Origin of the sequence: Pseudomonas sp. OIL-1, assembly GCF_010669185.1 — a bacterium.
Lineage (GTDB): Bacteria > Pseudomonadota > Gammaproteobacteria > Pseudomonadales > Pseudomonadaceae > Halopseudomonas > Halopseudomonas profundi.
In genome coordinates, this window is sequence record NZ_CP048629.1 from 3,908,186 (window position 1) to 3,932,897 (window position 24,712).

Annotated in this window: 20 protein-coding genes and 2 pseudogenes; 16 read left to right on the plus strand and 6 right to left on the minus strand. The window is 60.3% G+C overall.

Going from position 1 to position 24,712, the window contains the following annotated elements; all coding sequences use genetic code 11:
* Positions 1-107: 107 nt before the first annotated feature.
* Positions 108-623 carry a hypothetical protein gene (locus tag G3M63_RS17955; protein WP_163983983.1) on the minus strand — a complete coding sequence of 172 codons (516 nt, stop codon included), beginning with the start codon at positions 621-623 and terminating at the stop codon, positions 108-110.
* A 156-nt stretch (positions 624-779) separates the two neighbouring features.
* On the opposite strand from G3M63_RS17955, the gene G3M63_RS17960 reads away from it, so the two are divergent.
* The 10 genes and pseudogenes from G3M63_RS17960 to ligB form a co-directional block, all read left to right on the plus strand.
* Complete coding sequence (locus tag G3M63_RS17960) at positions 780-2,306, plus strand: ATP-binding protein (protein WP_163983984.1); 1,527 nt, start codon at positions 780-782, stop codon at positions 2,304-2,306.
* Positions 2,296-3,675, plus strand: a complete 1,380-nt coding sequence (locus G3M63_RS17965; RefSeq protein ID WP_150299257.1) for a sigma-54 dependent transcriptional regulator — start codon at positions 2,296-2,298, stop codon at positions 3,673-3,675. Before G3M63_RS17960 ends, G3M63_RS17965 begins: the two co-directional genes overlap by 11 nt.
* Positions 3,676-3,780: 105 nt before the next feature.
* Positions 3,781-4,965, plus strand: coding sequence for an efflux RND transporter periplasmic adaptor subunit (locus G3M63_RS17970; protein ID WP_150299258.1), 1,185 nt, complete (start codon positions 3,781-3,783; stop codon positions 4,963-4,965).
* Positions 4,965-6,929 carry a MacB family efflux pump subunit gene (locus G3M63_RS17975; protein ID WP_163983985.1) on the plus strand — a complete coding sequence of 655 codons (1,965 nt, stop codon included), beginning with the start codon at positions 4,965-4,967 and terminating at the stop codon, positions 6,927-6,929. Before G3M63_RS17970 ends, G3M63_RS17975 begins: the two co-directional genes overlap by 1 nt.
* On the plus strand, positions 6,919-8,316 hold the full coding sequence (locus G3M63_RS17980) for an efflux transporter outer membrane subunit (protein ID WP_163983986.1): 1,398 nt from the start codon (positions 6,919-6,921) through the stop codon (positions 8,314-8,316). Before G3M63_RS17975 ends, G3M63_RS17980 begins: the two co-directional genes overlap by 11 nt.
* An 18-nt stretch (positions 8,317-8,334) precedes the next feature.
* A complete protein-coding gene (locus G3M63_RS17985) occupies positions 8,335-8,775 on the plus strand; it encodes a hypothetical protein (RefSeq protein ID WP_163983987.1) in 441 nt (146 codons plus the stop codon).
* Between the two features lie 101 nt (positions 8,776-8,876).
* Entirely contained in the window at positions 8,877-9,542 is a 666-nt protein-coding gene (locus G3M63_RS17990; RefSeq protein WP_163983988.1) for a BLUF domain-containing protein, read from the plus strand.
* Between the two features lie 114 nt (positions 9,543-9,656).
* Entirely contained in the window at positions 9,657-10,631 is a 975-nt protein-coding gene (locus tag G3M63_RS17995; RefSeq protein ID WP_163983989.1) for an alpha/beta fold hydrolase, read from the plus strand.
* Between the two features lie 119 nt (positions 10,632-10,750).
* Complete coding sequence (locus G3M63_RS18000; RefSeq protein ID WP_150299264.1) at positions 10,751-11,404, plus strand: 7-cyano-7-deazaguanine/7-aminomethyl-7-deazaguanine transporter; 654 nt, start codon at positions 10,751-10,753, stop codon at positions 11,402-11,404.
* Between the two features lie 78 nt (positions 11,405-11,482).
* A pseudogene (ligB, locus tag G3M63_RS18005) lies at positions 11,483-13,129 on the plus strand (NAD-dependent DNA ligase LigB); the annotation flags it as partial.
* 7 nt (positions 13,130-13,136) lie between these two features.
* Here ligB and speA read toward each other — a convergent pair.
* On the minus strand, positions 13,137-15,056 hold the full coding sequence (gene speA, locus G3M63_RS18010; RefSeq protein WP_150299266.1) for an arginine decarboxylase: 1,920 nt from the start codon (positions 15,054-15,056) through the stop codon (positions 13,137-13,139).
* 354 nt (positions 15,057-15,410) lie between these two features.
* On the opposite strand from speA, the gene ectA reads away from it, so the two are divergent.
* From ectA to G3M63_RS18035, 5 genes are all read left to right on the plus strand, one after another.
* Positions 15,411-15,917: a diaminobutyrate acetyltransferase gene (gene ectA, locus G3M63_RS18015; RefSeq protein WP_150299267.1), complete on the plus strand. Its 507-nt coding sequence runs from the start codon at positions 15,411-15,413 to the stop codon at positions 15,915-15,917.
* Between the two features lie 18 nt (positions 15,918-15,935).
* Positions 15,936-17,222 (plus strand): diaminobutyrate--2-oxoglutarate transaminase, encoded by a 1,287-nt coding sequence (gene ectB / locus G3M63_RS18020; protein WP_150299268.1) that lies wholly within the window; start codon positions 15,936-15,938, stop codon positions 17,220-17,222.
* Between the two features lie 11 nt (positions 17,223-17,233).
* Entirely contained in the window at positions 17,234-17,635 is a 402-nt protein-coding gene (locus G3M63_RS18025; protein ID WP_150299269.1) for an ectoine synthase, read from the plus strand.
* Between the two features lie 19 nt (positions 17,636-17,654).
* Positions 17,655-18,563, plus strand: coding sequence for an ectoine hydroxylase (gene thpD, locus G3M63_RS18030; RefSeq protein ID WP_150299270.1), 909 nt, complete (start codon positions 17,655-17,657; stop codon positions 18,561-18,563).
* Positions 18,564-18,629: 66 nt separating this feature from the next.
* Complete coding sequence (locus G3M63_RS18035; protein WP_150299271.1) at positions 18,630-20,060, plus strand: aspartate kinase; 1,431 nt, start codon at positions 18,630-18,632, stop codon at positions 20,058-20,060.
* A 562-nt stretch (positions 20,061-20,622) separates the two neighbouring features.
* Here the strand turns inward: G3M63_RS18035 and G3M63_RS19615 are convergent.
* From G3M63_RS19615 to G3M63_RS18050, 4 genes and pseudogenes are all read right to left on the minus strand, one after another.
* On the minus strand, positions 20,623-20,754 hold the full coding sequence (locus G3M63_RS19615; RefSeq protein WP_256669875.1) for a hypothetical protein: 132 nt from the start codon (positions 20,752-20,754) through the stop codon (positions 20,623-20,625).
* Positions 20,754-21,632, minus strand: coding sequence for an alpha/beta fold hydrolase (locus tag G3M63_RS18040; RefSeq protein WP_163983991.1), 879 nt, complete (start codon positions 21,630-21,632; stop codon positions 20,754-20,756). Before G3M63_RS18040 ends, G3M63_RS19615 begins: the two co-directional genes overlap by 1 nt.
* 53 nt (positions 21,633-21,685) lie before the next feature.
* The gene (locus tag G3M63_RS18045) at positions 21,686-22,402 is read right to left on the minus strand and encodes an SIMPL domain-containing protein (RefSeq protein ID WP_163983992.1); all 717 of its coding nucleotides are present in this window, start codon (positions 22,400-22,402) and stop codon (positions 21,686-21,688) included.
* A gap of 84 nt (positions 22,403-22,486) precedes the next feature.
* Positions 22,487-23,497, minus strand: a pseudogene (locus G3M63_RS18050) (tryptophan--tRNA ligase); the annotation flags it as partial.
* A 207-nt stretch (positions 23,498-23,704) separates the two neighbouring features.
* On the opposite strand from G3M63_RS18050, the gene G3M63_RS18055 reads away from it, so the two are divergent.
* Entirely contained in the window at positions 23,705-24,658 is a 954-nt protein-coding gene (locus G3M63_RS18055; RefSeq protein ID WP_150299275.1) for a nitronate monooxygenase family protein, read from the plus strand.
* Positions 24,659-24,712: the final 54 nt, after the last annotated feature.

Sequence of the window (24,712 nt, forward strand, 5' to 3'; positions counted from 1 at the left end):
TATGTTTCCAAGTCCCGTGGGTTCATTAATCGCACCGCAATCAAGCGGAACGAAAGGCCAGGGACAGGTTAAAGCTTTCAGGTGCTTGGCCGGTCTGGGGAAGCGACCTACTGAGCAGTACCACCCGTGCCGCTACCTGTGCCGCCACCCATGCCTGTGCCGGAGCCCGTCGCTCCGCCGGTGGTCCCGCCGCCTGTAGTACCGTCGGTCGAACCCCCTGTGCTGCCTTCGGCGGTACCGCTTGCGCCGCCCATATTGGTTCTACCCTCGCCGGGATTCGTGCTGGGAGAGCCGTTCAGGCCACGGTGAGGGGTGCTTTCCTGAGCGCCATTGACGCCGCGATGCGGAGTGGTCTCGTCCCCCGGGGTGGCAGGAGTAGCGGGCGTGGCAGGCATATTCGATGTACCCGTGCCAGTCGTCCCGGTTCCTGTTGTGCCCGTCCCCGTTGTACCTGAACCTGTCGTGCCCGTTGCACTGCCCGCAGCCGACCCCGAAGAGGTGCCTTGTGTAGTGGGCGCGCCGTGCTGGTTATATGAGCCATCGTCATCAGCCAGAACGGTCGGAGCGGCAAAGCCCAAAGTGGCAAACGCGACCGCAGTGGTGAGGCTTTTTATCGTGTTCATGCATTGATCTCCTTCATTGTGTGATGGAAAGCATGAAGCGCGTCTCACGACGCGCCTTAACAATGTGATACCGATAACGCTTAGAAGTGCCATCGAATTGCCGACTCACCTGAGTTTCCAGCTTCCCAGGGCACGCTTTGTGTATAGAATATATACATGAGCAAAACTTACCCAACTCGTACAAGCCGGGCGCGCCTGAAGCGCGCCTGGACCCGCATCAGCGGTCTGCAGCAGACCTTGCTGCTGTTCGTGGTGCTGCCGTTGATGCTTCTCACAGCGCTGGGCATCCGGATCGGGCTGGAACAGGCCAACCAGTTCCAGGAACGGCGACTGAAGAACGATCTGGAGCTGATCGGCCGCGCAATCAGTATTCCGGTGGGCGGTGCGCTCAGCGAGGGCGACCAACAGGCAATCGAGCTGGCGCTGGGTTCGGTATTCGTTCTCGGGGAGGTATATGGCGCCTCGGTGTTCGACGTTAACGGCGTACGGCTTGCCTCGGCTGGCATCACCGAGAGCGATCTCAGCGGCACCACCATTCCGACCGAGATCGTGGCGACGGGCGAAGGCCAGGAAGGCTATAGCCGGGTCGCCGGTCGCAATCTTTTTTCACACTTTTTGCCACTGTTCGACAGCGCCGGCCAGATCCAGGGGCTGATTCAGATCACCCGTCTGGCCAGTGATTTCCATCAGGCGTTGCAACAGATCACCGTGATTGCCTGGGCCATATGGGGATTGCTCAGCCTGACCATTCTGATGGCCGTCCTGCTCGGTCACTATGGCGGCGTAGGCCGCTACGTGGATAAATTGCTGGAACATATGCAACGTGTGGCCGGCGGTGACCATTCCCATCGGGTCGCGCTTGAGGGCCCCAAGGAAGTGGCGGCGCTGGCCGAAGGTCTCAACCAGATGCTTGACAGTATCGAGCAGGCCAACCGCGAGGTGGAAAGCCATCGTCAGGCAGAAACCGCACTGCTTGCGCGACTGAAGGACAACGAGAAAATGGCCGCCATCGGCAGTATGGCGCGTGGTATCGCCCATGAACTCGGCGCGCCGCTCAGTGTGATTGATGGCCGCGCGCGTCGACTGGAACGCTCCGCAGCACTGGACGACCAGCAGCGACGGCAACTGTCGGCCATCCGCACCCAGGTTGCCCGCCTCACGCGCACGGTAAAACAGTTGCTGGATTATTGCCGTCCCACCGCCCCGCAACCCCGCCCGCTTTCACCACAGATCCTGCTGCAGACGGTCATTGAAGCCATCGCGCCGGAGATCGAAGCGGCCGGCAAGCGGCTCAGGATTGATATGCCGTCCATGCTGCCGGAGCTCACCGGGGATGCGGGTCGGCTGGAGTTAGCGCTGCTTAATCTGTTACGTAATGCGCTACAGGCAGCCCGGAACAATATCGACATAGCGCTGGTAACCGATGGCGCCCGGCTCGACATCCGCATCGCGGACGATGGTGCAGGCCTTCCGGATCATCCCACCGACAAACTGCTGGAGCCCTTCTTCACCACCAAGTCGCCAGGCGAAGGGACCGGACTCGGACTGGCAATTGTGCAGTCCGTCGCAGACGAACACGACGGCGCGCTATCGCTTGAGCCGGGCCAGAACGGAGGCTGCGTAGCCATTCTGCAGCTGCCGCTCACTCAGCGCTCCGCAGAGGACATAATCCATGACGCATAACGAACACATTCTGCTGGTTGAAGACGACGGCGGGCTGCGCGAGCTGTTGCAGGAAGAACTGGAAGCCGAGGGTTACGCCGTCACTGCCTGCGCCGACGCGGAAAGTGGCCTGCTCGTCCTGCGCGAACAAGTCCCCGACATGCTGATCAGCGACCTCCGGTTACCCGGTGCCGATGGTCTGAGCCTTTTACCCGCGATCAGCGAACTGACCCCCAGGCCCACGGTGCTGATCATCACCGCCTTCGGCTCGGTCCAGCAGGCGGTTGAGTCACTGAAGGCCGGGGCGGATGACTTCCTCACCAAACCACTGGAGATGGACCACTTTCTGCTCAGTGTTTCACGGTTGCTGGAGAACCGCCGCCTGCGCAGCGAGCTGCACCGCTATCGCTCGCTCATGGCCGTGGAGCAGCTCAACGGCATCATCGGCCAGAGCCCGGCCATGCAGCAGCTGTTCCACCAGATTCGCCAGATCGCCAGCGCCGATGGCCCGGTGCTGATTCAGGGTGAGAGCGGCACCGGCAAGGAGCTGGTCGCGCGTGCCTTGCATGAGCTCAGCCCGCGCAAGGGCAAGCCGTATATGGTGGTCAACTGTGGTGGCATTCCCGCCGAACTGATGGAAAGCGAATTCTTCGGCCACGCTGCCGGTGCCTTTACTGGTGCCAAAAGCCAGCGCGCCGGGCTGTTCCAGCAGGCCGAGGGCGGCACCCTGCTGCTCGACGAGCTGGGCGAAATGCCGTTGGCATTACAGGCCAAACTGCTTCGTGCATTGCAGGACGGCCGCGTCCGACCGGTTGGCAGCGACCATGAGATTCAGCTGGATGTGCGGGTGATCGGCGCGACGAATCGCAATCTGACTGATCTGGTCGCTGACGGCAGCTTTCGTGAGGACCTGTTTTACCGGCTGGAAACCTTCGGCATACAGATTCCTCCGTTGCGCGCGCGGGGCGATGACATCCAGCAACTGGCCGAGTACTTCCTGGCGCGCTTCAATGCGCGCCAACAGCGCAGCATTCAGGGATTCAGCGATGAATCCCTGGCGATACTCACGCGCTACAGCTTTCCCGGCAATGTTCGGGAACTGCAGAACGCCGTCGAGCGCGCCGCGACCTTCTGTGACAGCCCGCTGATCGAACCCCGGCATCTGCCGCAGCGCATCCGTGAGCAACCACAGTCGCCACAAAGCACCGCCAGCGCCGAGCTCGCCGCCGCACCGATGCCTTCATCAGACAATGCAGAAGGCTTACCAGACCTGGAGACCGTGCAGCGCCAATATATTCATCAGGTGCTCAACGCCACCCAGGGCAATAAACGCAAGGCTGCCGACATACTCGGCATCACGCGGCGTACCCTCTACCGCTGGCTGGAGTGACCAGAGCCTGTTGCCGGCTTTACAAAGTCTTTACCTTGCCGGCGTTCTGCTTGACGAACGCCTCTGTACACTCTGCAGCATCTGCCCAACCCCGGAACCCTTCGCATGAAAGCTGGCCCCACTCGCCGTTCGAGCCGCCAACCATGGATGATCATCGTCGCCCTGTTGATAGCCGCCGCCCTCGCCTGGTTTTTCTGGTTCGCACCGGATAACCGTACCCCTGAGTTCACCAGCACAACAGTTGGCCGCGGAAATATCGAAGACAGCATCACTGCCTTGGGCACCCTCGAGCCGCTCAATTATGTTGATGTCGGCACCCAGGTGTCCGGCCAGCTACTGGAATTGCACGTGGAGCTTGGCGACCAGGTCGAGGAAGGTCAGCTACTCGCCGAAATCGACCCGACGGTATATCTCGCCCGAGTGGAAGCCAGCGAAGCGCAGCTGGCCAACCTGCGCGCACAACTGGCGGACCGGGAATCGCAGCAAACCCTCGCCCGACTGCAGGCCGAGCGCCAGCGCAACTTGATGAAAGTTGACGCCACCAGCAAGGAATCACTGGAAGTCGCCGAAGCCGAGTTGCGATCGGCAAGCGCTCAAATTGAGGCGATCAAGGCGCAGATACGCCAGACCGAGTCCGCACTCAAGGGTGATCAGGCCGACCTCAATTACACGCGCATCTATGCACCTATGGCAGGCACCGTGGTTCAGCAGCTGGCCAATCAGGGGCAAACGCTCAACGCCAACCAGACCGCCCCGATCGTGGTCCAGATTGCCGACCTGGATACCATGACCGTGCGTACCCAGGTATCCGAAGCGGACATCAGCAAGCTTGAAGTCGGTATGCATGCGTATTTTTCAACACTGGGCCAGCCAGACCGGCGCTGGGAAGGCACGCTACGGCAAATCCTGCCAACCCCTGAAGTAATCAATAACGTGGTGCTGTTCAACGCCCTGTTCGACGTACCCAACCCCGACCGCGAGTTGCTGCCGCAGATGAGTGCGCAGGTGTATTTCGTACGCGCCTCGGCCGAGGATGTGTTGACCCTGCCGGTCTCTGCGCTGCGGCAAACCAGCTCCGACACGGGCAACCCAGGCGCACCCGGGCGACCCTATGAGGTGAAGGTCGTTGACGCACAGGGCCGACCGCAGCCGCGCAATATCCGTGTGGGCATTCGCAACCGCGTCATGGCGCAGGTGCTGGATGGGCTGGCAGTAGGCGATGAGGTCGTTACCGGCGGCCTGCAGCCCGTGCCTGAAACCAGTCAGCCACGTGGCGGACGGTTCCGCTGATGACCGACCCCTTGATTCGCCTGGAACAGCTGACCAGAACCTACCGCAACGGCGAGTTGGCGACCACCGTGTTGCACGGCGTTTCGCTGGATATCGAAGAAGGCGAGTTTGTCGCCATCATGGGCGCGTCGGGTTCCGGCAAGTCCACGCTGATGCATTTGCTGGGTTGCCTCGACAAACCCACCAGCGGACGCTACCTGTTCGCCGGCGAAGACATTGCACAGCTTGATCGCGACGCGCTGGCCAGCCTGCGGCGTAAGACCTTCGGTTTCATATTTCAGAGCTATCACCTGATTGCCTCGGCCACGGCGACCGAGAACGTGGAGGTGCCAGCGATCTATGCCGGCATGCCGCGCGACGTGCGCCATGCCCGCGCCGAACAGCTGCTGGCCGAACTGGGTTTGGGCGAGCGCCTCGGCAACCGACCCAATCAGCTTTCAGGCGGGCAGCAACAACGGGTGTCGATTGCCCGCGCCCTGATGAACGACGCTCGGGTCATCCTGGCTGACGAGCCCACCGGCGCGCTGGATAGCCAGAGTGGCAAGGACGTACTGGCGCTGCTCAAACAGCTGCATGAACGCGGCAAGACGGTGATCGTGATCACCCACGACCGCGAAGTAGCCAGCCATGCCGACCGGCTCATAGAGATTCGCGACGGCCATATCCTGAGCGACAGCGGCAAGGCTGATACCGGGCAATCACCGAGCGGGACAGCCGAGTCTGTTGCAACTGACGATGACGTCGATACCACCCGCCGCGCTGCGCTGGCCGATACTGGCGAGGCGGTGCGCATGGCGTTGCGTGCATTGCAGGCCAACCTGTTTCGTACTGTGCTGACCTTGCTGGGGATCGTCATTGGCGTAGCTTCGGTCGTGGTGATGCTGGCCGTCGGTAACGGCGCGCGCCAGGAAGTGCTCGATCGCATCAGCTCAATGGGAACCAATCTGCTGCTGGTGCGCCCCGGCGCGCCCAACACTCGCCGCTCGGCGGACGGTCAGACCAGCACGCTGATGCCTGCCGATGCTGAACTGACAGCGCAGCTGGATAACGTTGTGGTCGCGGTGCCTGAAATGAATGGCCGCGCCACGGTGCGCGCGGGCAACAATGACTATCAGACGCAGATAACCGCCACCAGTCCGGATCTGCCCATGGCGCGGGATTGGGGCGTGAGCAGCGGCGTGTTCATCAACGAAGAAGACAACCAGCGTTACGCCGCCGTCGCCGTGCTCGGCAAGACCGTCGTAACCAACCTGTTCGGCGCCGACGGCGATCCCATCGGCGAATACATCCTGATCAACAACGTGCCGTTCCAGGTCATTGGTGTAATGGCAGAACGTGGCGCCGCGCCGTGGGGCGCGGATCAGGATGATGTGGTTTTCGTACCGCTGAATACCGGCAGCCTGAGGCTGATCGGCCAGCGCCACCTCAATTCGATCACCATCATGATGGATGATCTGGCCCAGGCCGAACTGACCCAGGAAGCGGCCCGCCAGGTCATTTTGCAGGCCCACGGCGAAGTAGAGGATTTCCAGATCCGCAACATGGCGTCGTTGCTGGAGAACGTCGCCGAAACGCAGAATACCTTCACCATCCTGCTCGGCTCTATTGCTGCGGTATCGCTGTTGGTGGGCGGTATCGGGGTGATGAATATCATGCTGGTGAACGTTACCGAGCGCACCCGGGAGATCGGCATCCGCATGGCCACCGGTGCGCGCACGCGGCACATCCTGCAGCAGTTTATCGTCGAGGCGCTGGTGGTATCGGCGATCGGTGGCGCGCTGGGTGTGATCGGCGGGCTGGCTTTCGCCGCAGGGCTGCAGGCGCTGGGAACGGCCATACAGTTCACCACCGGCCCGGTGGTACTGGCCTTCGCCTGCGCCTTCGCCACCGGCCTGATTTTCGGTTACATGCCCGCGCACAAAGCCGCGCATCTCGATCCAGTGGTGGCCCTCAGTGCAGACTAGATTTTTCGCTCCGATTATTCTGTCGGCGGCGCTCGCCGGCTGCAGTCTCAACACGCCGATCCCGGAAGCCGAGGTCTCGGTTCCGTCGGGATGGAACAGCGCCCCCTCCCACAGCACCTGGCCGGCTGATGACTGGTGGCAGCGTTACGAGTCCGCGCCACTTGAACAACTGATGCAACGTGCCCGTGCCGGCAATCTGGATCTTGCCAGCGCTGCCAGCCGCTTGTTACAGGCCGATGCACAACTGCGCCAGAGCGGCGCCGCCCTGCTTCCACAGCTGGGCGCCGGGCTCTCAGCCAACCGCAGCGACACCCTGCGCAGCGACGAGAATGGCGACACCGGCCGCGACTTGTATAGCGCCACGCTGAATGCCAGCTATGAAATCGACTTTTGGGGACGCAACCGCGCCCTGGTCGACTCCGCCCAGGCCAGTCTGCAGGCCAGCCGTTTTGACAGGGACACCCTCGCGTTGAGTATCGACGCCAGCGTAGCCAGCACCTGGTTTCAGTTGCTGGAAAATCAACGTCGTCTGATGCTGGCGCGTGACAGCCTGGACATCGCAGAACATGTATTGGAACTGGTCGAGGCACGGTATCGCTATGGCGCAGCGGACAGCCTGGAAGTCAGCCAGCAGCGTACGCTGGTCGCCCAGCTTCAGGCCTCACTACCGGGTCTGGAACAGTCCGGCCTGCAACTGAGTAACAGCCTCGCTCTGCTGCTCGGAGCCAGCCCGAACGCAGCATTGCCGACGCCCGGCTCTCTGGAACAGATTGAACCGCCAGAAATTGGCGCAGGTTTGCCCATTGAATTGTTGACCAGACGTCCCGACATCCGCGCCAGCGAAGCGCGTCTGGTCGCTGCCAACGCGGATCTGACCGCCGCGCGGGCCGCCCTGCTGCCGGGCATCCAGTTAACCGGCCAGTTTGGCGCGCAGAGCCTGGCGCTATCCGGCCTGCTGAGCAACCCGGCAAGCGCCTGGAGCCTGGCCGCCGGACTTACCCAGCCGATTTTTCAGGGCGGACGTTTGCGCGCGCAGGTCGATCTGAGCGAAGCGCGGCAGGAAGAACTGCTGATCGATTACCGGCGCACCTTGCTCTCCGCGCTGGGCGACGTGGATACCGCTCTGGGCGCGGTTCAGCAGGCACGCATCCGCCACAGCTACCTGCAACAGGCAAACGATGAGGCCGAGCTGGCGTTCAATCTGGCCGAAACGCGCTACCGCGCCGGGGCCATCACGCTGCAAACCTTGCTGGACACACAGCGCACCTGGTACCAGAGCCAGGACAATCTGGTCCAACAGCGCTCTGGCTGGCTGCAGGCAACCGTAGATCTGTACCGCGCGCTGGGTGGCGGTTGGTCGGAGGGAGCGGTAAGCTACGCGCCTTGATTTTCCGGAGGAGCAATAGTGGCAACCACCCTGCGCCTGGCGACGCTGAACGATAGCCAGTTCCAGCTCCACGAGCAGGAACTGACGCAGGTCTGTGCCCAACTGACGCGTCTGGATGCTCTGTGCAAAAGCCTTGGAGTGATCCCGCTCAGCCAGTTCGTCGACGTCACCGCGCTGGAATTCCGCGAGGCGGCTGAGCTGCTCGATGGCCAGGCCCCGGCACGCGTCGAGCCCGATCCGCTCACCGGACTCCCTTACGGTCTCGAAGACATGAGCTGGAGCCCCGTCACAGCGGGCATGACCAGCATCGAAGCTCTGACTGGACACCTGCAACGCAATCGACCGCGTGAATTGCCCGGTGCCGACATCCCCGCACTTTCGGCTGAGCTTCGCTATTGCGAGCAGGTACTGGCACCACTGGAACCCGAGGGTGGTCAGTTTCATCTGGCCGCAGATTGAAGAGCGCGCAGCGCCGCTGACGTCTCTTGAAATACATGCGAGGTCCAATTCTCCCCGCTAACGGCCTAAGCTACTGGTTCTGAAATCGCACCAGGTTAGCTATGAACGACCTCGCCCGCATCGTCTATGTCAGCCGTGCCACCTTCACGGCCAGCTCTGACGCGGTCAGGCCTGAAAAAGACGGGTCTGGCAGCGTCGCCGCAGACGCGATCGCGCTCGACGGCCATGTTGCAGAGATTCTGCGGACGTCACGCGCCGCCAACCTGCGCGACGGCGTGGTGGGGATGCTGTATTGCCGTGACGGGTGTTTCATCCAGTGCATCGAAGGCGAGCGGCGCAAGGTTCACAAGCTGTACCGCAGATTACTGAAAGACCGTCGCCATCGGGATCTCAAGCTTCTGGTCAGCGAGCCCGTTGACCGTCTGGCTTTTCCCGAATGGCCGATGAAATTCGTACCCGATGATAATTACATGCAAGCCCTGCTGACCGAGCATGGATTCGAGCAATTCGATCCCTATCGCTTTGATCACTTTCTTGTCGAGCGCGTATTGGAGCTGATGCAGGGACTGGCAGACCCCACGATGAACGAGCCTGCTGCCGCACCCTCCCTGCCCGCCCGCGACACTGATTCGCCCCGCCAGCATCCAACACCCGCGACAGCCGACGATGCCGCCAGGCTTCGCCGTGATCGCATGGCGATGGGCATCAGCCTGCTCGCGTTGTGCGTCAGCCTGGCCAATCTCGCCTACGTCATTGCCAAGGTCTGAGCCATTCAGCGATAACTGATGCGCCGATCATCATCTGGTGAATGACAGCAGCACCCAATCCCAGGCTTTGCCATAGTACTTGCCACAGATTGGTGATTACCGAACGGAGCAGGCATGGCCAACATCGAACAACGTATCCTCGAGGTTAACGGCATTGAACTCAGTGTCCATATCGCCGGGCCGGCGGACGGCCAGCCGGTGTGGCTGCTGCATGGTTTCCCTGAGTGCTGGTATTCCTGGCGGCATCAGATCGACATGTTGGCTGCAGAGGGTTACCGCGTTCATGCGCCGGAGATGCGCGGATATGGTCGCAGCAGCGCCCCCGACGCACCGGAGCAATATGACATCATCACCCTGTGCGGTGACATCCAGGCTGCGATGGATCTACTTGGGCAGGATAAGGTAGCCATGGTCGGGCACGACTGGGGCGCCCTGGTGGCCTGGCATCTCGCGCTGCTTGAACCCACACGGATCCAGGCGCTGTGCTGTATGTCGGTGCCCTTCGCTGGCCGACCCAGAATGCCGGCCATTCACAAGATGCGTGAACTTTTCGCGGACCGCTTCCATTACATCGTCTACTTTCAGGAAATCGGGCCGGCTGAACGGGAGCTGGAGGCGGATATTGCCCGCACGCTGCGCCTGGTCATGCACGGTCTGTCCAGCAACACCACAGCACCTGGTGAAGGGCTGATACAGAACAAGCCGGCCGGCTCCGGCTGGCTCGAAGGCCTGCAGGATCCGGGTGAGCCGCCAGCCTGGTGCCCGCCGGACGCTTTCGCGGTCTATCTGGACAGTTACCAGCGCAGCGGATTCCACGGCCCACTCAACTGGTATCGCAACTTCGAACCCAGCTGGGAACGCACCGAACATCTGGCAGGCAAGACGGTGGATCAACCCACGCTGTTCCTCATCGGCGACCGCGATCAGGTCGGGCAGCTCGAAGCGCACACCATCAAGCGAATGCCGTCCGTTGTGCCGAAGGTGGAGCAACATGTCGTTCCCGACTGCGGTCACTGGATCCAGGCGGAGAAACCCGAACCGGTAAACCAACTGTTGCTCAGCTTCCTGCAGAAGTATTTTTCCGCCTGACGGCAGCTGCAATGCCGCTGCGCGGGCTGGCCAGCGGCGCGTCCAGGCTGTAAAGTACGCGCCGCTGCCAATCCCGGCAGCATGGGTTCCCTAACCCCATCAACTAAAAAGGTCTCTGCATGCACAACCTGTCGTTGCCGCGTCGTCGCGGCGTTCTCGCCATTCTTATCGCGTTCCACATTCTCATCATCATCGCCAGTAACTATCTGGTGCAGTTGCCGATGAGTATTTTCGGCTGGCAAACCACCTGGGGTGCATTCAGCTTCCCGTTCATTTTCCTGGCGACTGATTTGACCGTTCGCTTACTCGGCAAGACGCCGGCGCGTCAGGTCATCTCCCGCGTCATGCTTCCAGCGCTGGTGGCTTCCTACGTGGTATCGGTGCTGTTCCAGGAGGGTGCTTTCCGCGGCCTGGGATCTCTGACCGAGTTCAATGAATTCGTGCTGCGCATCTCGCTCGCCAGCTTCGTTGCCTACGTCCTGGGCCAGTTCCTGGATATCCAGGTCTTCGACAGGCTGCGTCGCTTGCCGCAATGGTGGGTCGCGCCGAGCCTGTCTACAGTATTCGGCAACTTGCTGGACACCTATGCGTTCTTCTCGGTCGCTTTCTGGCAGAGCAGCAACGCCTTCATGGCTGAACACTGGCTGGAAATCGCCACCGTGGACTACGTGATCAAGCTGCTCGTCAGCCTGGTGCTGTTCGTGCCGCTCTACGGTTTGCTGCTCAAAGGCATCATGCGCATGATCGCAGGAAACAAGCCCGCCACGGCGTGAACGCAATGCCAGCCAGGCCACAAACAGGCTATTGGCGCATTGCTAGACTATGGCGATCAACAGCAAGGATGCTGCGTCATGTCCCGATTTCTGTTCACGCTGTGCGCCTGCGCACTCGTCGTCCGTTCCGCTATCGCCGCAGATTGCCCTGACTGGGCTGCACCCCGCGCTGCCGCGGAAATCCAGCAACTGGGCCGCCAGATTCACGTCTGGGATCAGGCCTATCGTGAGCGCGGGGTCTCGCTGATTGCCGATGAGCTCTACGATCAGGCACTCGATCGACTGGCGCGCTGGCAAAACTGCTTTCCTCACACTCCAACGACCCAGACCTATCGCCTGCGCGCCGGCAAGGTCGCACATCCGGTAGCCCAGACGGGGCTGGCCAAACTCGCCGATGAGGAACAACTGAAGCTGTGGGTCGCGCCGCGCAGCAGCCTGTGGGTCCAACCCAAAGTCGATGGTGTAGCCGTTACACTGGTATATCGGGACGGCCAACTGAGTCAGGCAATCAGCCGCGGCGACGGTTGGCAGGGCCAGGACTGGACAGACGCCGTGCGCTCGCTGCCGGCCGTTCCAGCGCACTGGCCGCAACGACAGCATCTGGTGCTGCAGGGCGAACTCTACTGGCGACTCGAAGACCATGTTCAATCGCGCAACGGCGGTGTGAACGCCCGCAGTACGGTAGCCGGATTACTCCAGCGCAAGCAGCTCGACGAGGCTCAGCGTGCCGGCATCGGTCTGTTTGTCTGGGACTGGCCGGACGGGCCTGAAGCCATGTCCGAGCGGCTGCGGATAATGACCTCCGCAGGACTGGATACCGCCGAATATAGTCATCCGATTGAGTCAGCCGCACAGGCCATCGAATGGCGGCAGCGTTGGTTCAATCAGCCCCTGCCCTTCGCAACCGACGGCGTAGTGCTGCGCCAGAATGCACGGCCCGAACCATCCAGCTGGCAAGCCGAACCACCCGGCTGGGCTGCTGCGTGGAAGTATCCGCCGCAGCGTGCCCTGGCGCAGGTTATCGATGTCGAGTTTCGAATTGGCCGCACAGGGCGCATCACGCCGGTGCTGGAGCTGGAGCCCACACCGCTTGACGACCGCATCATTCGCCGGGTCAGTGCCGGCTCGCTGCAACGCTGGCGAGAACTGGACATTGGCCCCGGCGACCTGATCTCCATACGCCTGGCCGGCCAGACGATTCCGCAGGTAGAGCATCTGATAACCAAAGCCTCCCAACCTACCGCACTTGCCGCGCCACCTCAGGCCGACTACCACGCACTGAGTTGCTGGCACGCCAGTGAAGGCTGCCGCGGCCAGTTTCTGGCCCGGCTGAGCTGGCTTGGGGGTGAAAACGGGCTGGATTTGCAAGGAGTCGGACCCGGCACCTGGGAATGTCTGATCGACACAGGCGCCGTATCCGGATTGCTTGACTGGCTGGCACTGCCTGAGGCGACGGCACAAGCGTGTGACGCAAAGATAGCAGCCAAGCTTGCGCCGGCCCGACAGCGTCGCTTCAGCACATGGCTGAGGGCGTTATCGCTACCTGCCAGTGGCAGCGCCCAGCTTCCTGACAATTGGAACGCCCTGCAGCGCATGAGCTCGACCGAGTGGCAAGCGCAGCGCGGAATCGGTCCGACCCGCGCCCGCCAGCTCGTCGAATTCACAGCCCATCTACATAACGCAGGCCTCGTCGAGCGCCTGGCAGATGCCGGCATTGACGGGTTTCAGCCGGCTATTCAGCAGTCAGGTAAGACGAGCGGGTCAGCCCCAGCCGCAGCGCATCGATAAAGCGGGCCCGCTCGACAGCGCTCAGGCGTGCTCCTGACACCTTGTCCCGGTATTTGGTGACCAGCTCGTCAGGCTCGAAATGCACGTATTTGAGCATGTCTTCGATAGTGTCATGGGTTTCGATCCCGCCGTGCACCACCTTGCCGTCAGGGCGCAGATAGACGTTCACCGAATCGGTATCCCCGAACAGGTTGTGCATGTCGCCGAGGATTTCCTGGTACGCACCGACCATGAAAATGCCCAGCAGGTAATCCTCACCCTCACGCAGATCATGCACCGGCAGGCTGTTTTCGATGCTCTGCTCGTCCACGTAGTGGCGGATCTTGCCGTCGGAGTCACAGGTGAGATCCTGCAGCACCGCCCGCCGCAGGGGCTCTTCCTCCAGCCGGTTGAGTGGCATGATCGGCAGTACCTGATCGATTGCCCAGGTGTCCGGCAGGCTCTGGAATACCGAGAAATTGCAGATGTACTTGTCTGACATCTTGTCGTTGAGCTCGTCCAGCACCTGGCGATGCGAGCGCTGGCGCGCCTTGAGCAGGGTATGCAGGCGCGTGCACAGCGCGTAGTAACACTGTTCGGCGAGCGCTTTCTGGGCCAGCCCGATGCGGCCTTCGGCATATTGCGCCGCCACATCAGCGATGTAATGGGTGGCGCGCCAGTAGGTTTCGGTGACCATTTCAATGTCATTCTGCCCGAGCAAGCCGACCAGGTTGCGGATCACCTGGGGCAGCTCCTCCGGGTTCTCGATTGGCGGGACGGTATCGTTGTGCCGCTCCACATCGGTGACCTGCACCACCAGGACCGCATGGTGCGCGCTCATAGCGCGTCCGCTTTCGGAAAAGATATGCGGATGCGGCAGGCCCTGCTCATCGCAGAAATCCTTGAGCATCGATACCACGGTATGCGCGTACTCGCCGACGTCATAGTTGATCGAGCTGGCGTTGCGCGAATGGGTACCGTCGTAGTCCACGCCCAGACCGCCGCCCACATCGATATGGTCGACCGGCAGACCCAGTGCGCGCAGCTCGCCAAAGTAGCGTATCGCTTCGCGGAAACCATGCTGGTAATCAGCAAGGTTGGCGATTTGCGAGCCCATATGGAAATGCAGCAAACGCACGCCATCCTGCAGACCGGCCTCACGGAACCGGTCCACCACACGTAACAGCTGCGCCGCAGACAAGCCGAACTTCGACTTTTCGCCACCGGTATCGGCCCACTTGCTGGATGCCAGGGACGACAAGCGCACCCGCAGACCCACCTGCGGGATCACGCCCAGCGCCTCGGCCTCTTCTATGACCAGACGCACCTCGGACTCTTTCTCGATCACGATGAACACATTGTGTCCGAGCTTCTGGCCGATCAGTGCCAGATTGATGAACTCACGATCCTTGTAGCCATTACAGACGATGGTGCCGCCCTTGGGTGCCAGGGCCAGGACTGCCATCAGCTCAGGCTTGGATCCGGCTTCCAGACCAATGGACACATTTTCAGTGGCGATAATGTTTTCAACTACCGCCTCCTGCTGATTCACCTTGATCGGATACAACGCGGTATAGCTGCTGCTGTACTCCAACTCGGCGATGTGCCGATCAAATGCGCCGGTCAGCTGGCGCACACGGTCTTGCAGGATATCCGGGAAACGGATCAACAAGGGCAGATCCAGCCCGCTGTCGCGCAGCTGCGCTACCAGTTCATGCAGATCAATCGAATGGCCCTCGGGCCCGCGCGGCATGACTTCAACATGCCCCTGCTCGTTGGCGTTGAAGTAGCCCGCACCCCAGTGACGTATTCCGTAGACGCTCCGGCTATCGCCCACCGTCCAGGCCGATGCATCTTCTTTACGTGAACGCCGCTGTGAAACCATCGAGCATACCTCTACAAGTTGGGAAATCTGCGCATAGGATAAAGCAAATGCGTCATAGCTGCGCCGCTAGAACAGCCCCCAGATCTCCTGACCAATCTTTTTTCCACCTCCACATCCCGCGCTTGGGCCAACGGTCTGAACCCGGGGAACCGGCTCACCCCTTATCGCTCTAAACACCGCTAATTTACTCGGACGCAGCCGTTTCAAGCACAGTCGGATGACATAAATATTTAACAGCTATAAATATTCAAATTCGATGTATCAGGCCTGTAAGTGGCGCGAATGTTGGGTTGAGATAAATTTTTCGATGTGTTTTTATAGAAAAAGAATTCAATCGTAAATAAAGGCAAGCCTTTGACCCCGACACCCTTTACGCTTCGCCGCCCGGACGATACGGACGGTTTTGCAGTTAACAGCCTAGTAGAACGTTGCAAGCCACTGGACACTAACTCTGTCTATTGCAACCTCCTCCAGTGCAGCGATTTCGCCGACACGTCCATCGCCGCCGAGAATGCACAGGGAGAGCTGGTCGGTTTCATCTCCGGTTATCGCCCCCCGTCCCGCCCCGACACCCTGTTTATCTGGCAGGTCGCTGTAGACAGCAGCACACGGGGACAGGGCCTTGCACTGAAAATGCTGATGGGCTTGATCGAACGCGTCGCCCCCGAAGGCGTGCACTGGCTGGAAACCACCATCTCGCCTGGCAACGACGCCTCGGAAGCACTCTTCAAGAAGGCGTTCAGACAGCTCGGCGTCGAATACAGCACCCGCGTGGTCTTCAGCCGCGCCACCCATTTCAATGGCCTGCATGATGACGAAGTGCTTTATCGCGCCGGCCCGTTCAACTTTCAAATTGCCTAAAAAGCTCCAGGAGCCAACATGAAAAACTTCGAACAGTTCGAAAAACATGAGTCCGGAATCCGCAGCTACTGCCGTTCATTCCCCGTCGTATTCAATCAGGCACGGGGCGCAGAGCTCTTCACCCGTGACGGCAAGGCCTACATCGACTTCCTCGCCGGCGCAGGTACCCTCAATTACGGGCACAACAACCCCGTATTGAAGAAAGCACTCATCGAATATCTGGAAGCTGACGGCCTGACCCACGGTCTGGATATGTATACCGAAGCCAAGGAACGTTTCCTCGAAACCTTCCACCGCGTCATCCTTGAGCCGCGCGGCATGGGCGATTTCGTTGTGCAGTTCAGCGGCCCTACCGGTTCCAACTCGGTTGAAGCCGCCCTGAAACTGGCGCGCAAGGTCACTGGCCGCAAAAACGTCATCAGCTTCACCAATGGTTTCCATGGCTGCACCATCGGTGCCCTGGCTGCCACTGGTAATGGTCACCACCGGGGCGCCGCCGGCGTACCGCTGACCGATGTCAGCCGCATGCCGTATGCCAACTATTTTGGCGACAAGGTCAACACCGTTTCCATGATGGACAAGCTGTTGAGCGACCCGAGCAGCGGCGTCGACAAGCCTGCTGCAGTGATAGTCGAAGTCGTCCAGGGCGAAGGCGGTCTGAACGCTGCTTCCGCCGAGTGGATGCGCAAGCTCGAGAAGCTGTGCCGCAAACACGAAATGCTGCTGATCGTTGATGACATCCAGGCGGGTTGCGGCCGCACCGGTACCTTCTTCAGCTTTGAAGAGATGGGTATCAAGCCGGACATTATTACGCTGTCCAAGTCACTCAGCGGTTACGGCCTGCCCTTCGCAGTAGTCGTCATGCGTCGTGAGCTGGACCAGTGGGAGCCGGGCGAGCACAACGGCACGTTCCGCGGCAACAACCACGCCTTCGTCACTGCTGCCGCTGCCTTCGAGCATTTCTGGACCACCGATGAATTTGCCAAGAGCGTTCAGGCCAAGGGCAAGATCATCAAGGAGCGCATGCAGAAGATCGTGCGCAAGCATGGCCCCGACTCACTGTTCGTCAAGGGTCGCGGCATGATGCTCGGCATCAGCTGCCCCGACGGTGAAACCGCTGCAGCGGTATGCCGTGAAGCCTTTGAGCACGGTCTGGTGATCGAAACCAGTGGTAATCATAGCCAGGTCGTCAAGTGCCTGTGCCCGCTGGTCATCACCGAAGAGCAGATCGACAAGGCCATGACTATTCTGGATGCGGCATTCGCTACCGTATTCAGCGAACAAGTTGAAACTCAAGCATCCTGAGGAAACACCGAATGATCGTACGTCAGCTGAAAGATTGTGAGAATTCCGAGCGCAAGGTCGTCACCGAGACCTGGGACAGCACCCGGATGATTCTCAAGGAAGACAAGATGGGTTTCTCTTTCAACATCACCACCATCTATGCCAACACCGAGACTCATATCTGGTATCAGAACCATCTTGAGTCGGTGTACTGCATGAGCGGAAACGGCGAGATTGAAACTTTGTCCGATGGCAAGGTCTACCCCATCGAGCCAGGTACGCTTTACATCCTGGACCAGCACGATGAGCACATGCTACGAGGCGGCACCGAGGACATGAAAATGGCCTGCGTGTTCAACCCGCCGCTAAGTGGCAAGGAAGTACATGACGAGAACGGCGTTTACCCGGCCGACATAGAGGAAAACGCCCCTTAAAAATCGAATAGGAGGACCAATGTTCGCTGATTTGTATCCATCACGTGAGCACGATCAACCCAGCTGGCACGAACGGCTAGACCCGGTACTCTACCGGCGCGACCTACACAATGCGCCGATCAGTGCCGAACAGATGGCCAGCTTTGAGCGCGATGGTTATTTGGTATTACCGGAAGTATTCAGCGCCCGTGAAGTTGAAGTATTCAAGCGGGAGCTGTACCGGATCAGTCAGACACAGGAAGTCCTTGATTCGCCTGCAGCCATACAGGAACCGGACAGCGGCGCACTGCGCTCGCTGTTCGCGATCCACCGGAGCAATCCGTTGTTTTCCCGGGTAGCGCAGGACGAGCGGATTGCTGGTATTGCCCGCTTCATACTCGGCGGTGACATCTATGTTCACCAGTCGCGACTGAATCTCAAACCGGGATTCAAGGGCAAGGAGTTTTTCTGGCACTCCGATTTTGAAACATGGCACGTCGAAGACGGCTTGCCGCGGATGCGTACAGTCAGCTTCTCGATCCTGCTGACCGATAACCATCCGTTCAACGGACCGTTGATGCTGATTCCCGGCTCGCACAAGCAATACATCAGTTGTGTAGGCAAGACGCCGGAAAATCACTATCAGAGATCACTGCGCAAACAGGAACTGGGCGTACCGGACGAAGGCAGCCTCCAGGAACTGTTTCAGAGCAAGGGCGTAGATATGGCCACCGGGCCGGCCGGCTCGGTTGTACTGTTCGACTGCAACACCTTGCATGGGTCCAATAGCAACATCACGCCCAGCCCGCGCAGCAACCTGTTCTTTGTTTACAACCATGTAGACAACCTGCCGGTTGAACCTTTTGGCAAGGTGCCACCGCGACCGGACTTTGTAGCTGAACGCGGACAAGTCGAGCCGCTGCAGATAGCTCCGCAGCAGTATGACTGAGGGCAGGAGCCCTCGCCTCTCCCCGATGGGTAGAGACGACATTCACCAAGAAAAGAAACCAGGATTATGCATACAGTAGAAAAAATCGGCGGCACTTCAATGAGCCGCTTTGATGAAGTACTGAACACCATTTTCATTGGCGACCGTGAAAAAGCCGAGCTTTACCACCGGGTATTTGTCGTCTCCGCCTATTCAGGCATGACAAACATGCTGCTTGAGCACAAGAAAACCGGTGAGCCGGGCGTCTACGAGCGTTTTGCCGATGCGCAGAATGAGGATGCCTGGCTGGACGCGCTGGACGCTGTGCTGAGCAACATGAAGCAGAAAAATGCCGACCTGTTCTCCAGCGAGTATGAGCGTCAGGCCGCTGACCGCTTTATCGAAGGCCGCATCAGCGACGTTCGGGATTGCATGGTCAGCCTGCAGCAGCTGTGCACCTATGGTCACTTCCAGCTGACCGAGCATCTGATGAAGGTGCGCGAAATGCTCGCCGCATTGGGCGAAGCACACAGCGCGTTCAATACCGTGCTTGCGCTGAAAAAGCGCGGTGTGAACGCCCGTCTGGTCGACCTTACCGGCTGGAACCAGAGCGAGCCGAAGCAGTTCCAGCAGATGATCAAGGACAGCTTCGCCGGCATCGACCTGAACAAGGAACTGGTTGTCGCGACCGGTTATACCCATTGCTCCGAAGGACTGATGAACACCTTTGACCGTGGCTACAGCGAAATCACTTTCGCTCAGATCGCCGCGACCACGGGTGCGCACGAGGCCATCATCCACAAGGAATATCACCTCTCCAGCGCTGATCCGAATCTGGTTGGCGTCGACAAGGTCGTGACCATTGGCCGCACCAATTACGACGTGGCCGATCAGTTGTCCAACCTGGGTATGGAAGCCATCCATCCCAAGGCAGCACGCACGCTGCGTCGTGCCGGCATCCAGTTGCGCATCAAGAATGCCTTCGAGCCGGATCACGGCGGCACACTGATCAGCCAGGACTATTGCAGTGAGAAGCCCTGCGTCGAGATCATCGCCGGCCGCAAGGATGTATTCGGCCTCGAGGTCTTCGACCAGGAGATGCTCGGCGATGTGGCCTACGATATCGAGATCACCAAGCTGCTCAAGCAGCTGAAGCTCTATGTCGTCAACAAGGACTCTGACGCCAACAGCATCACCTACTACGCATCGGGCTCGCGCAAGCTCATCAACCGTGCCTCACGGCTGATCGAGGAGCGTTATCCCATGGCTGAAGTACGGGTGCACAATATCGCCATCGTCTCGGCGATCGGCTCGGATCTCAAGGTCAAGGGCATACTCGCCAAGACCGTCGCCGCATTGGCTAGTGCCGGCATCAGCATCCAGGCGATTCACCAGTCGATTCGCCAGGTCGAGATGCAGTGCGTCATCAATGAAGATGATTACGACGCTGCAGTCGACGCGCTGCACAAGGCGCTGATCGAGCCGGAGAATCACGGGGACGTTATAGTCGCTGCCTGATACGATCCGCAAAAAAGCCCGGCATATGCCGGGCTTTTCTATGTCTGCCATTCAAGCTGAAATTGTAACGCCCTGCGCTATGCCAGAGGCCGCGGCACCAAACCCCGTCGGCGCGCAGGCGCACGCCAACCCCAGAAAAACCCCAGCGGCGCCTGCATCCTGGGGGTGCAGTGCGCCTGCGCTACGCCAAAGCCGTGCGATAACATCGCCCTCCGAAACCAACCCCGCCGGCGAGTCCGTGCGCGGTCCACCCCGTCGGCGCGCAGGCGCACGCCAACCCCAGGAATCCCCCCGCTGCGCCATCCCGGGGGTGTAGCGCGCCTGCGCTACGCCAAAGCCGTGCGATAACACCGCCCTCCGAACCAACCCCGCCGGCGAGTCCGAACGCGGTCCACGCTGTCGGCGAGCAGGCGCTCACCAACCCCAGCCCCCCCCCCCCCGCTGCGCCATCCTGGGGGTGTAGCGCGCCAGCGCTACGCCAAAGCCGTGCGATAACACCGCTCTCCGAAACCAACCCCGCCGGCGAGTCCGAACGCGGTCCACCCTGTCGGCGAGCAGGCGCTCACCAACCCCAGAAAAACCCCAGCGGCGCCTGCATCCTGGGGGTGTAGCGCGCCTGCGCTACGCCAATTCCTGCAGCGACATCAAAGCCCGTGATCGAGCCCGGCCCCATCCGATATGCAACAACCGCCATCAAACAGCTGCAGCGAGAAACCTCACCACCTCTCCCGCCGCCCGCTTCGAATCCTCCAACATAAAACAATGCCCACCCGGCAATTCGCGCTCAGTAACGCAGGGATTGGTCCGCGCCAGCCGCTGAGCTGACTGTTTCACAAAGGGATAGGTCGCATCACCGTGCATCAACAACGTGGGCGTTTGTATTTTGCGTAGCCCGGACCACAGCCGGCTTGGCCAGCTCTCGAACACCTCCGCTTCACGGCTGGGCTGACACTTCAGCGTTACGCTGCCGTTTTCAGCTTGTTGCAGCCCGTGCTCGATATGCGCAGTAAAGGCGCTCTCCTCCCACCCACGAAACATGCCGCGATTGTGCAGGGCTTTGTATGCAGTTTCGCGGTCAGGCCACTGATCGCGTCGGGTGCGGGTTTTTTTCGATAACGCATTGCCGCGCTGGCCGATCAAGCCCAGCGCCGTACGCATCAGCAATTGCGCCTGAGGAAACAATACGGGATCGAGCAGCACGGCTTTCTCAAACAAACCCGGGTGGCGAGCCAGCATCAGACTGGTAAGCACCCCGCCGAAGCTATGGCCGCTGGCGTATAACGGCACCTCGCCGAATTGTCCTCTGCCTGCAATTAAGGCTTCGAGAGCCAGCTCCGCATTGCGATTCCAGCCGAGGAAAGCGCCACCGTGATCGCTGTCGCCCTGCCCTTGCAGGTCGCACAACCACAGATCGAAATGCGCGGAAAGATGTTCCAGAAAAGGCTCGTAAGTGCGGCCGCAGAAGCCGTTACCATGAAGGAACTGCAGCAAGGGTTTGTCACTGGGCGCGGTATGCCAGCCGCGCAGTGTGAACCCGGCACTTGTTTGGTGTGCCCAGGGCAACAACGTCATAAAGGTTCCCCGAAAAGTGAATCCGGCAGGTCCAGTACCTGCACGGCGGTCTGTCAGCGCAGGCTGTAATCGATGCTTGTCACGACCCTGACGCGCTTGACCTGCGGCGTGTAAGGATCGACATCCTCAATCGAAAAATAGCCCTGCGACGCGCGGCGTATGCTGCCGACTTCAGCCTCGGCATCGCGGGCGAACTGGTCGGCGGCTGCACGGGCGTCACGGGTGGCATCAGCAATCATGTCAGCTTTGATGAGTTCCAGCCGGGTAAACAGAAAGCGCGGCTGGCTATCATAATTCTGCGTCAGCGCAACGCCGGATTTGACCAGCTCGCCGACCGTCTGCATACCGCTCTGCACGCTTTCGATATCCCGGGTGCGCACCAGCACCGTCACCTCGGCGCGATAGCGTTCCGGCGGCAGCGTGTTGCCATAGGTGTTCGCGTGCTGATCGGTAATCTTCGGCATGGACAGCTGGATATCGTCCTCTACGAACCCGCGCAGCAGCAGGAACGAGCGCACCAGATCCTGCTGCTCCTCGATCTTGCCCTGCAGGCTGTCGAGGCTGTCATCCGCGACCGAAAAACTGACCGGCCACAGCGCCAGGTCAGCCTCGACGTTACGTTCAGCCAGGCCCTTGACGCTTACCACACGGTCCGCGCCACCAAACTGCAACAGACCACTCTTGAGACTCATGGCCATCAGCACCAGCGCTGCCGCAACGATCAACGCTGCCAGAAGGCCTGTAATGGCGGTGACTATCGGCTTGCTCATGCTTACTGTCTCCAGAGTTTATTCTTATTGAATTTCTGGCTCTGCATTCACTGCTATCCCGTACCGGACAGCGCGCGATGCTTATATGAAGGAACCCAGCCCTGACGCCTGTCGCACCCTGGCCATCAACGAACCCGCTTCGTCGCGGGCGCGCTCGGCCCCTTTCTGCAGGACGCTCTCAATATACGCCGGGTCTTCAAGCAGCGCCTGATAACGCTCGCGTGGCTCGCGCAGATACTGGTTCAGGTATTCGAACAGCGCGTCCTTCGCCTCGCCCCAGCCGATCCCCTCGAGGTAACGCGCGCGCATGGCCTGGGTCTCTTCGGCTGTAGCGAAGGCAGAATAGATCTGAAACAAGGTACAGGTGTCCGGATCCTTCGGCTCGCCCGGCTCCAGCGAATTGGTCTTGATCTTGCGCACCAGCTTGAGCAGCTTCTTTTCCGGAGTGAACAGCGGGATGGTGTTGTCATAGCTCTTGGACATCTTGCGACCATCCAGACCGCGCAGCACTTCCACACCCTGGTCCACAACCGCTTCGGGCATGGTGAAATACTGGCCCTTGAACAGATGATTAAAGCGTCCGCCAATATCGCGGGCCATCTCAATATGCTGGATCTGGTCCCGACCGACCGGCACCTTGTTGGCGTTGAACATGAGAATGTCCGCCGCCATCAGCACCGGGTAGCTGAACAACCCCATGGTCACGCCTTTATCAGGGTCGGCCTGACCGGCAGCCTCGTTGTCGGCGACCGACGCCTTGTACGCGTGTGCGCGATTCATCAGCCCCTTGGCGCATACGCACGACAACATCCAGGTCAGCTCGGTGATCTCCGGAATATCCGACTGCCGATAGAACACCGCGTTGTCTGTATCCAGCCCCAGCGCGAGCCAGGTCGCGGCGATTTCCAATCGTGATTCCTGAATTCGCCTGGGGTCCTGGCATTTGATCAACGCGTGCAGGTCGGCGAGAAAGTAATAGGACTGAACGCTGGGGTCCTGGCTGGCTGCAATAGCTGGCTTGATGGCGCCGACATAGTTGCCGAGGTGCGGTGTGCCGGTCGTGGTAATGCCGGTAAGTACGCGAGTCTTTTGCATTGGAGGTGGTTCTACTTGTAAGCGATGACTTGAATGGGCGTAAGTGTACAACGCCGAGACTTTTCAAAGCGACCGCGCGCCGCGTTGCAGTGCCCTGACCGCTGATGGCCGAACATTGCACAGCCTGATACCCGCCCCCGTCGCTGGTCGCACCGAGTCTGTTGCGATTAGACTGAATGCCCTGTTGATCAAACCGAGGAAGGCACGATGTCGTTCGCTGAGGAACTCAAGGCACAGCTCGAGATACCCGTCATTGCATCCCCCATGTTCATCATCTCTAACCCGCGCCTGGTGGCCGAGCAGTGCAAGAACGGCATTGTCGGCTCTTTTCCCGCGCTGAATGCGCGCCCGGCCGAGGTACTGGAACAATGGCTTGAGCAGCTGACCACGGAACTCGCCGAATACAAGGCGGCCAACCCTGACAAGAAGGTCGCGCCCTTCGCGGTAAACCAGATCGTGCATCATTCCAACGACCGGCTTGAGCACGACCTGGAGGTATGTGCCCGATTTGAAGTTCCCATCATGATCACCAGCCTGCGCGCCCCGCATGATGCAGTAAAAGTGGCGCACAGTTATGGCGGCAAGGTATTCCATGATGTCATCAGCGTACGCCACGCCGAGAAGGCGATCGAAGCCGGCGTCGACGGACTGATCCTGGTCTGCGCCGGTGCTGGCGGCCACGCAGGCACGCTCAGCCCCTTCGCGCTGGTTTCCGAGATTCGAAAGTTCTACGACGGCCCGATTGCGCTGTCTGGTTCCATCACCCAGGGCAAGCAGATCCTGGCTGCCGAAGCCATGGGAGCAGATTTCGCCTACATGGGCACCCGCTTCATCGCCACCCATGAAGCCAACGCCGACGAAGCCTATAAAGAGATGATCGTCGACAGCTCCGCCACCGACGTCATCTATTCCAGCCTGTTTACCGGTGTGCACGGCAACTATCTGCGCGGCAGCATCGCCCGGGCCGGGCTGGATCCCGACAATCTGCCGGAAGCCGACAAGAGCGCGATGTCATTCGGTAGTGACAAGAGCAAGGCGTGGCGGGATATCTGGGGCGCCGGTCAGGGCGTTGGCGGGATTGGCGAGGTGACCTCTACGGCGGAGGTGATTGCCGGGCTCAGGCGTGATTATCTTGAGGCCAGGCAGCGGTTGCTGGGATGAGTCCGGCACGAGTTACATCGCTGCCCTGCAAGCAGCGATAGACGGAGGCTGATG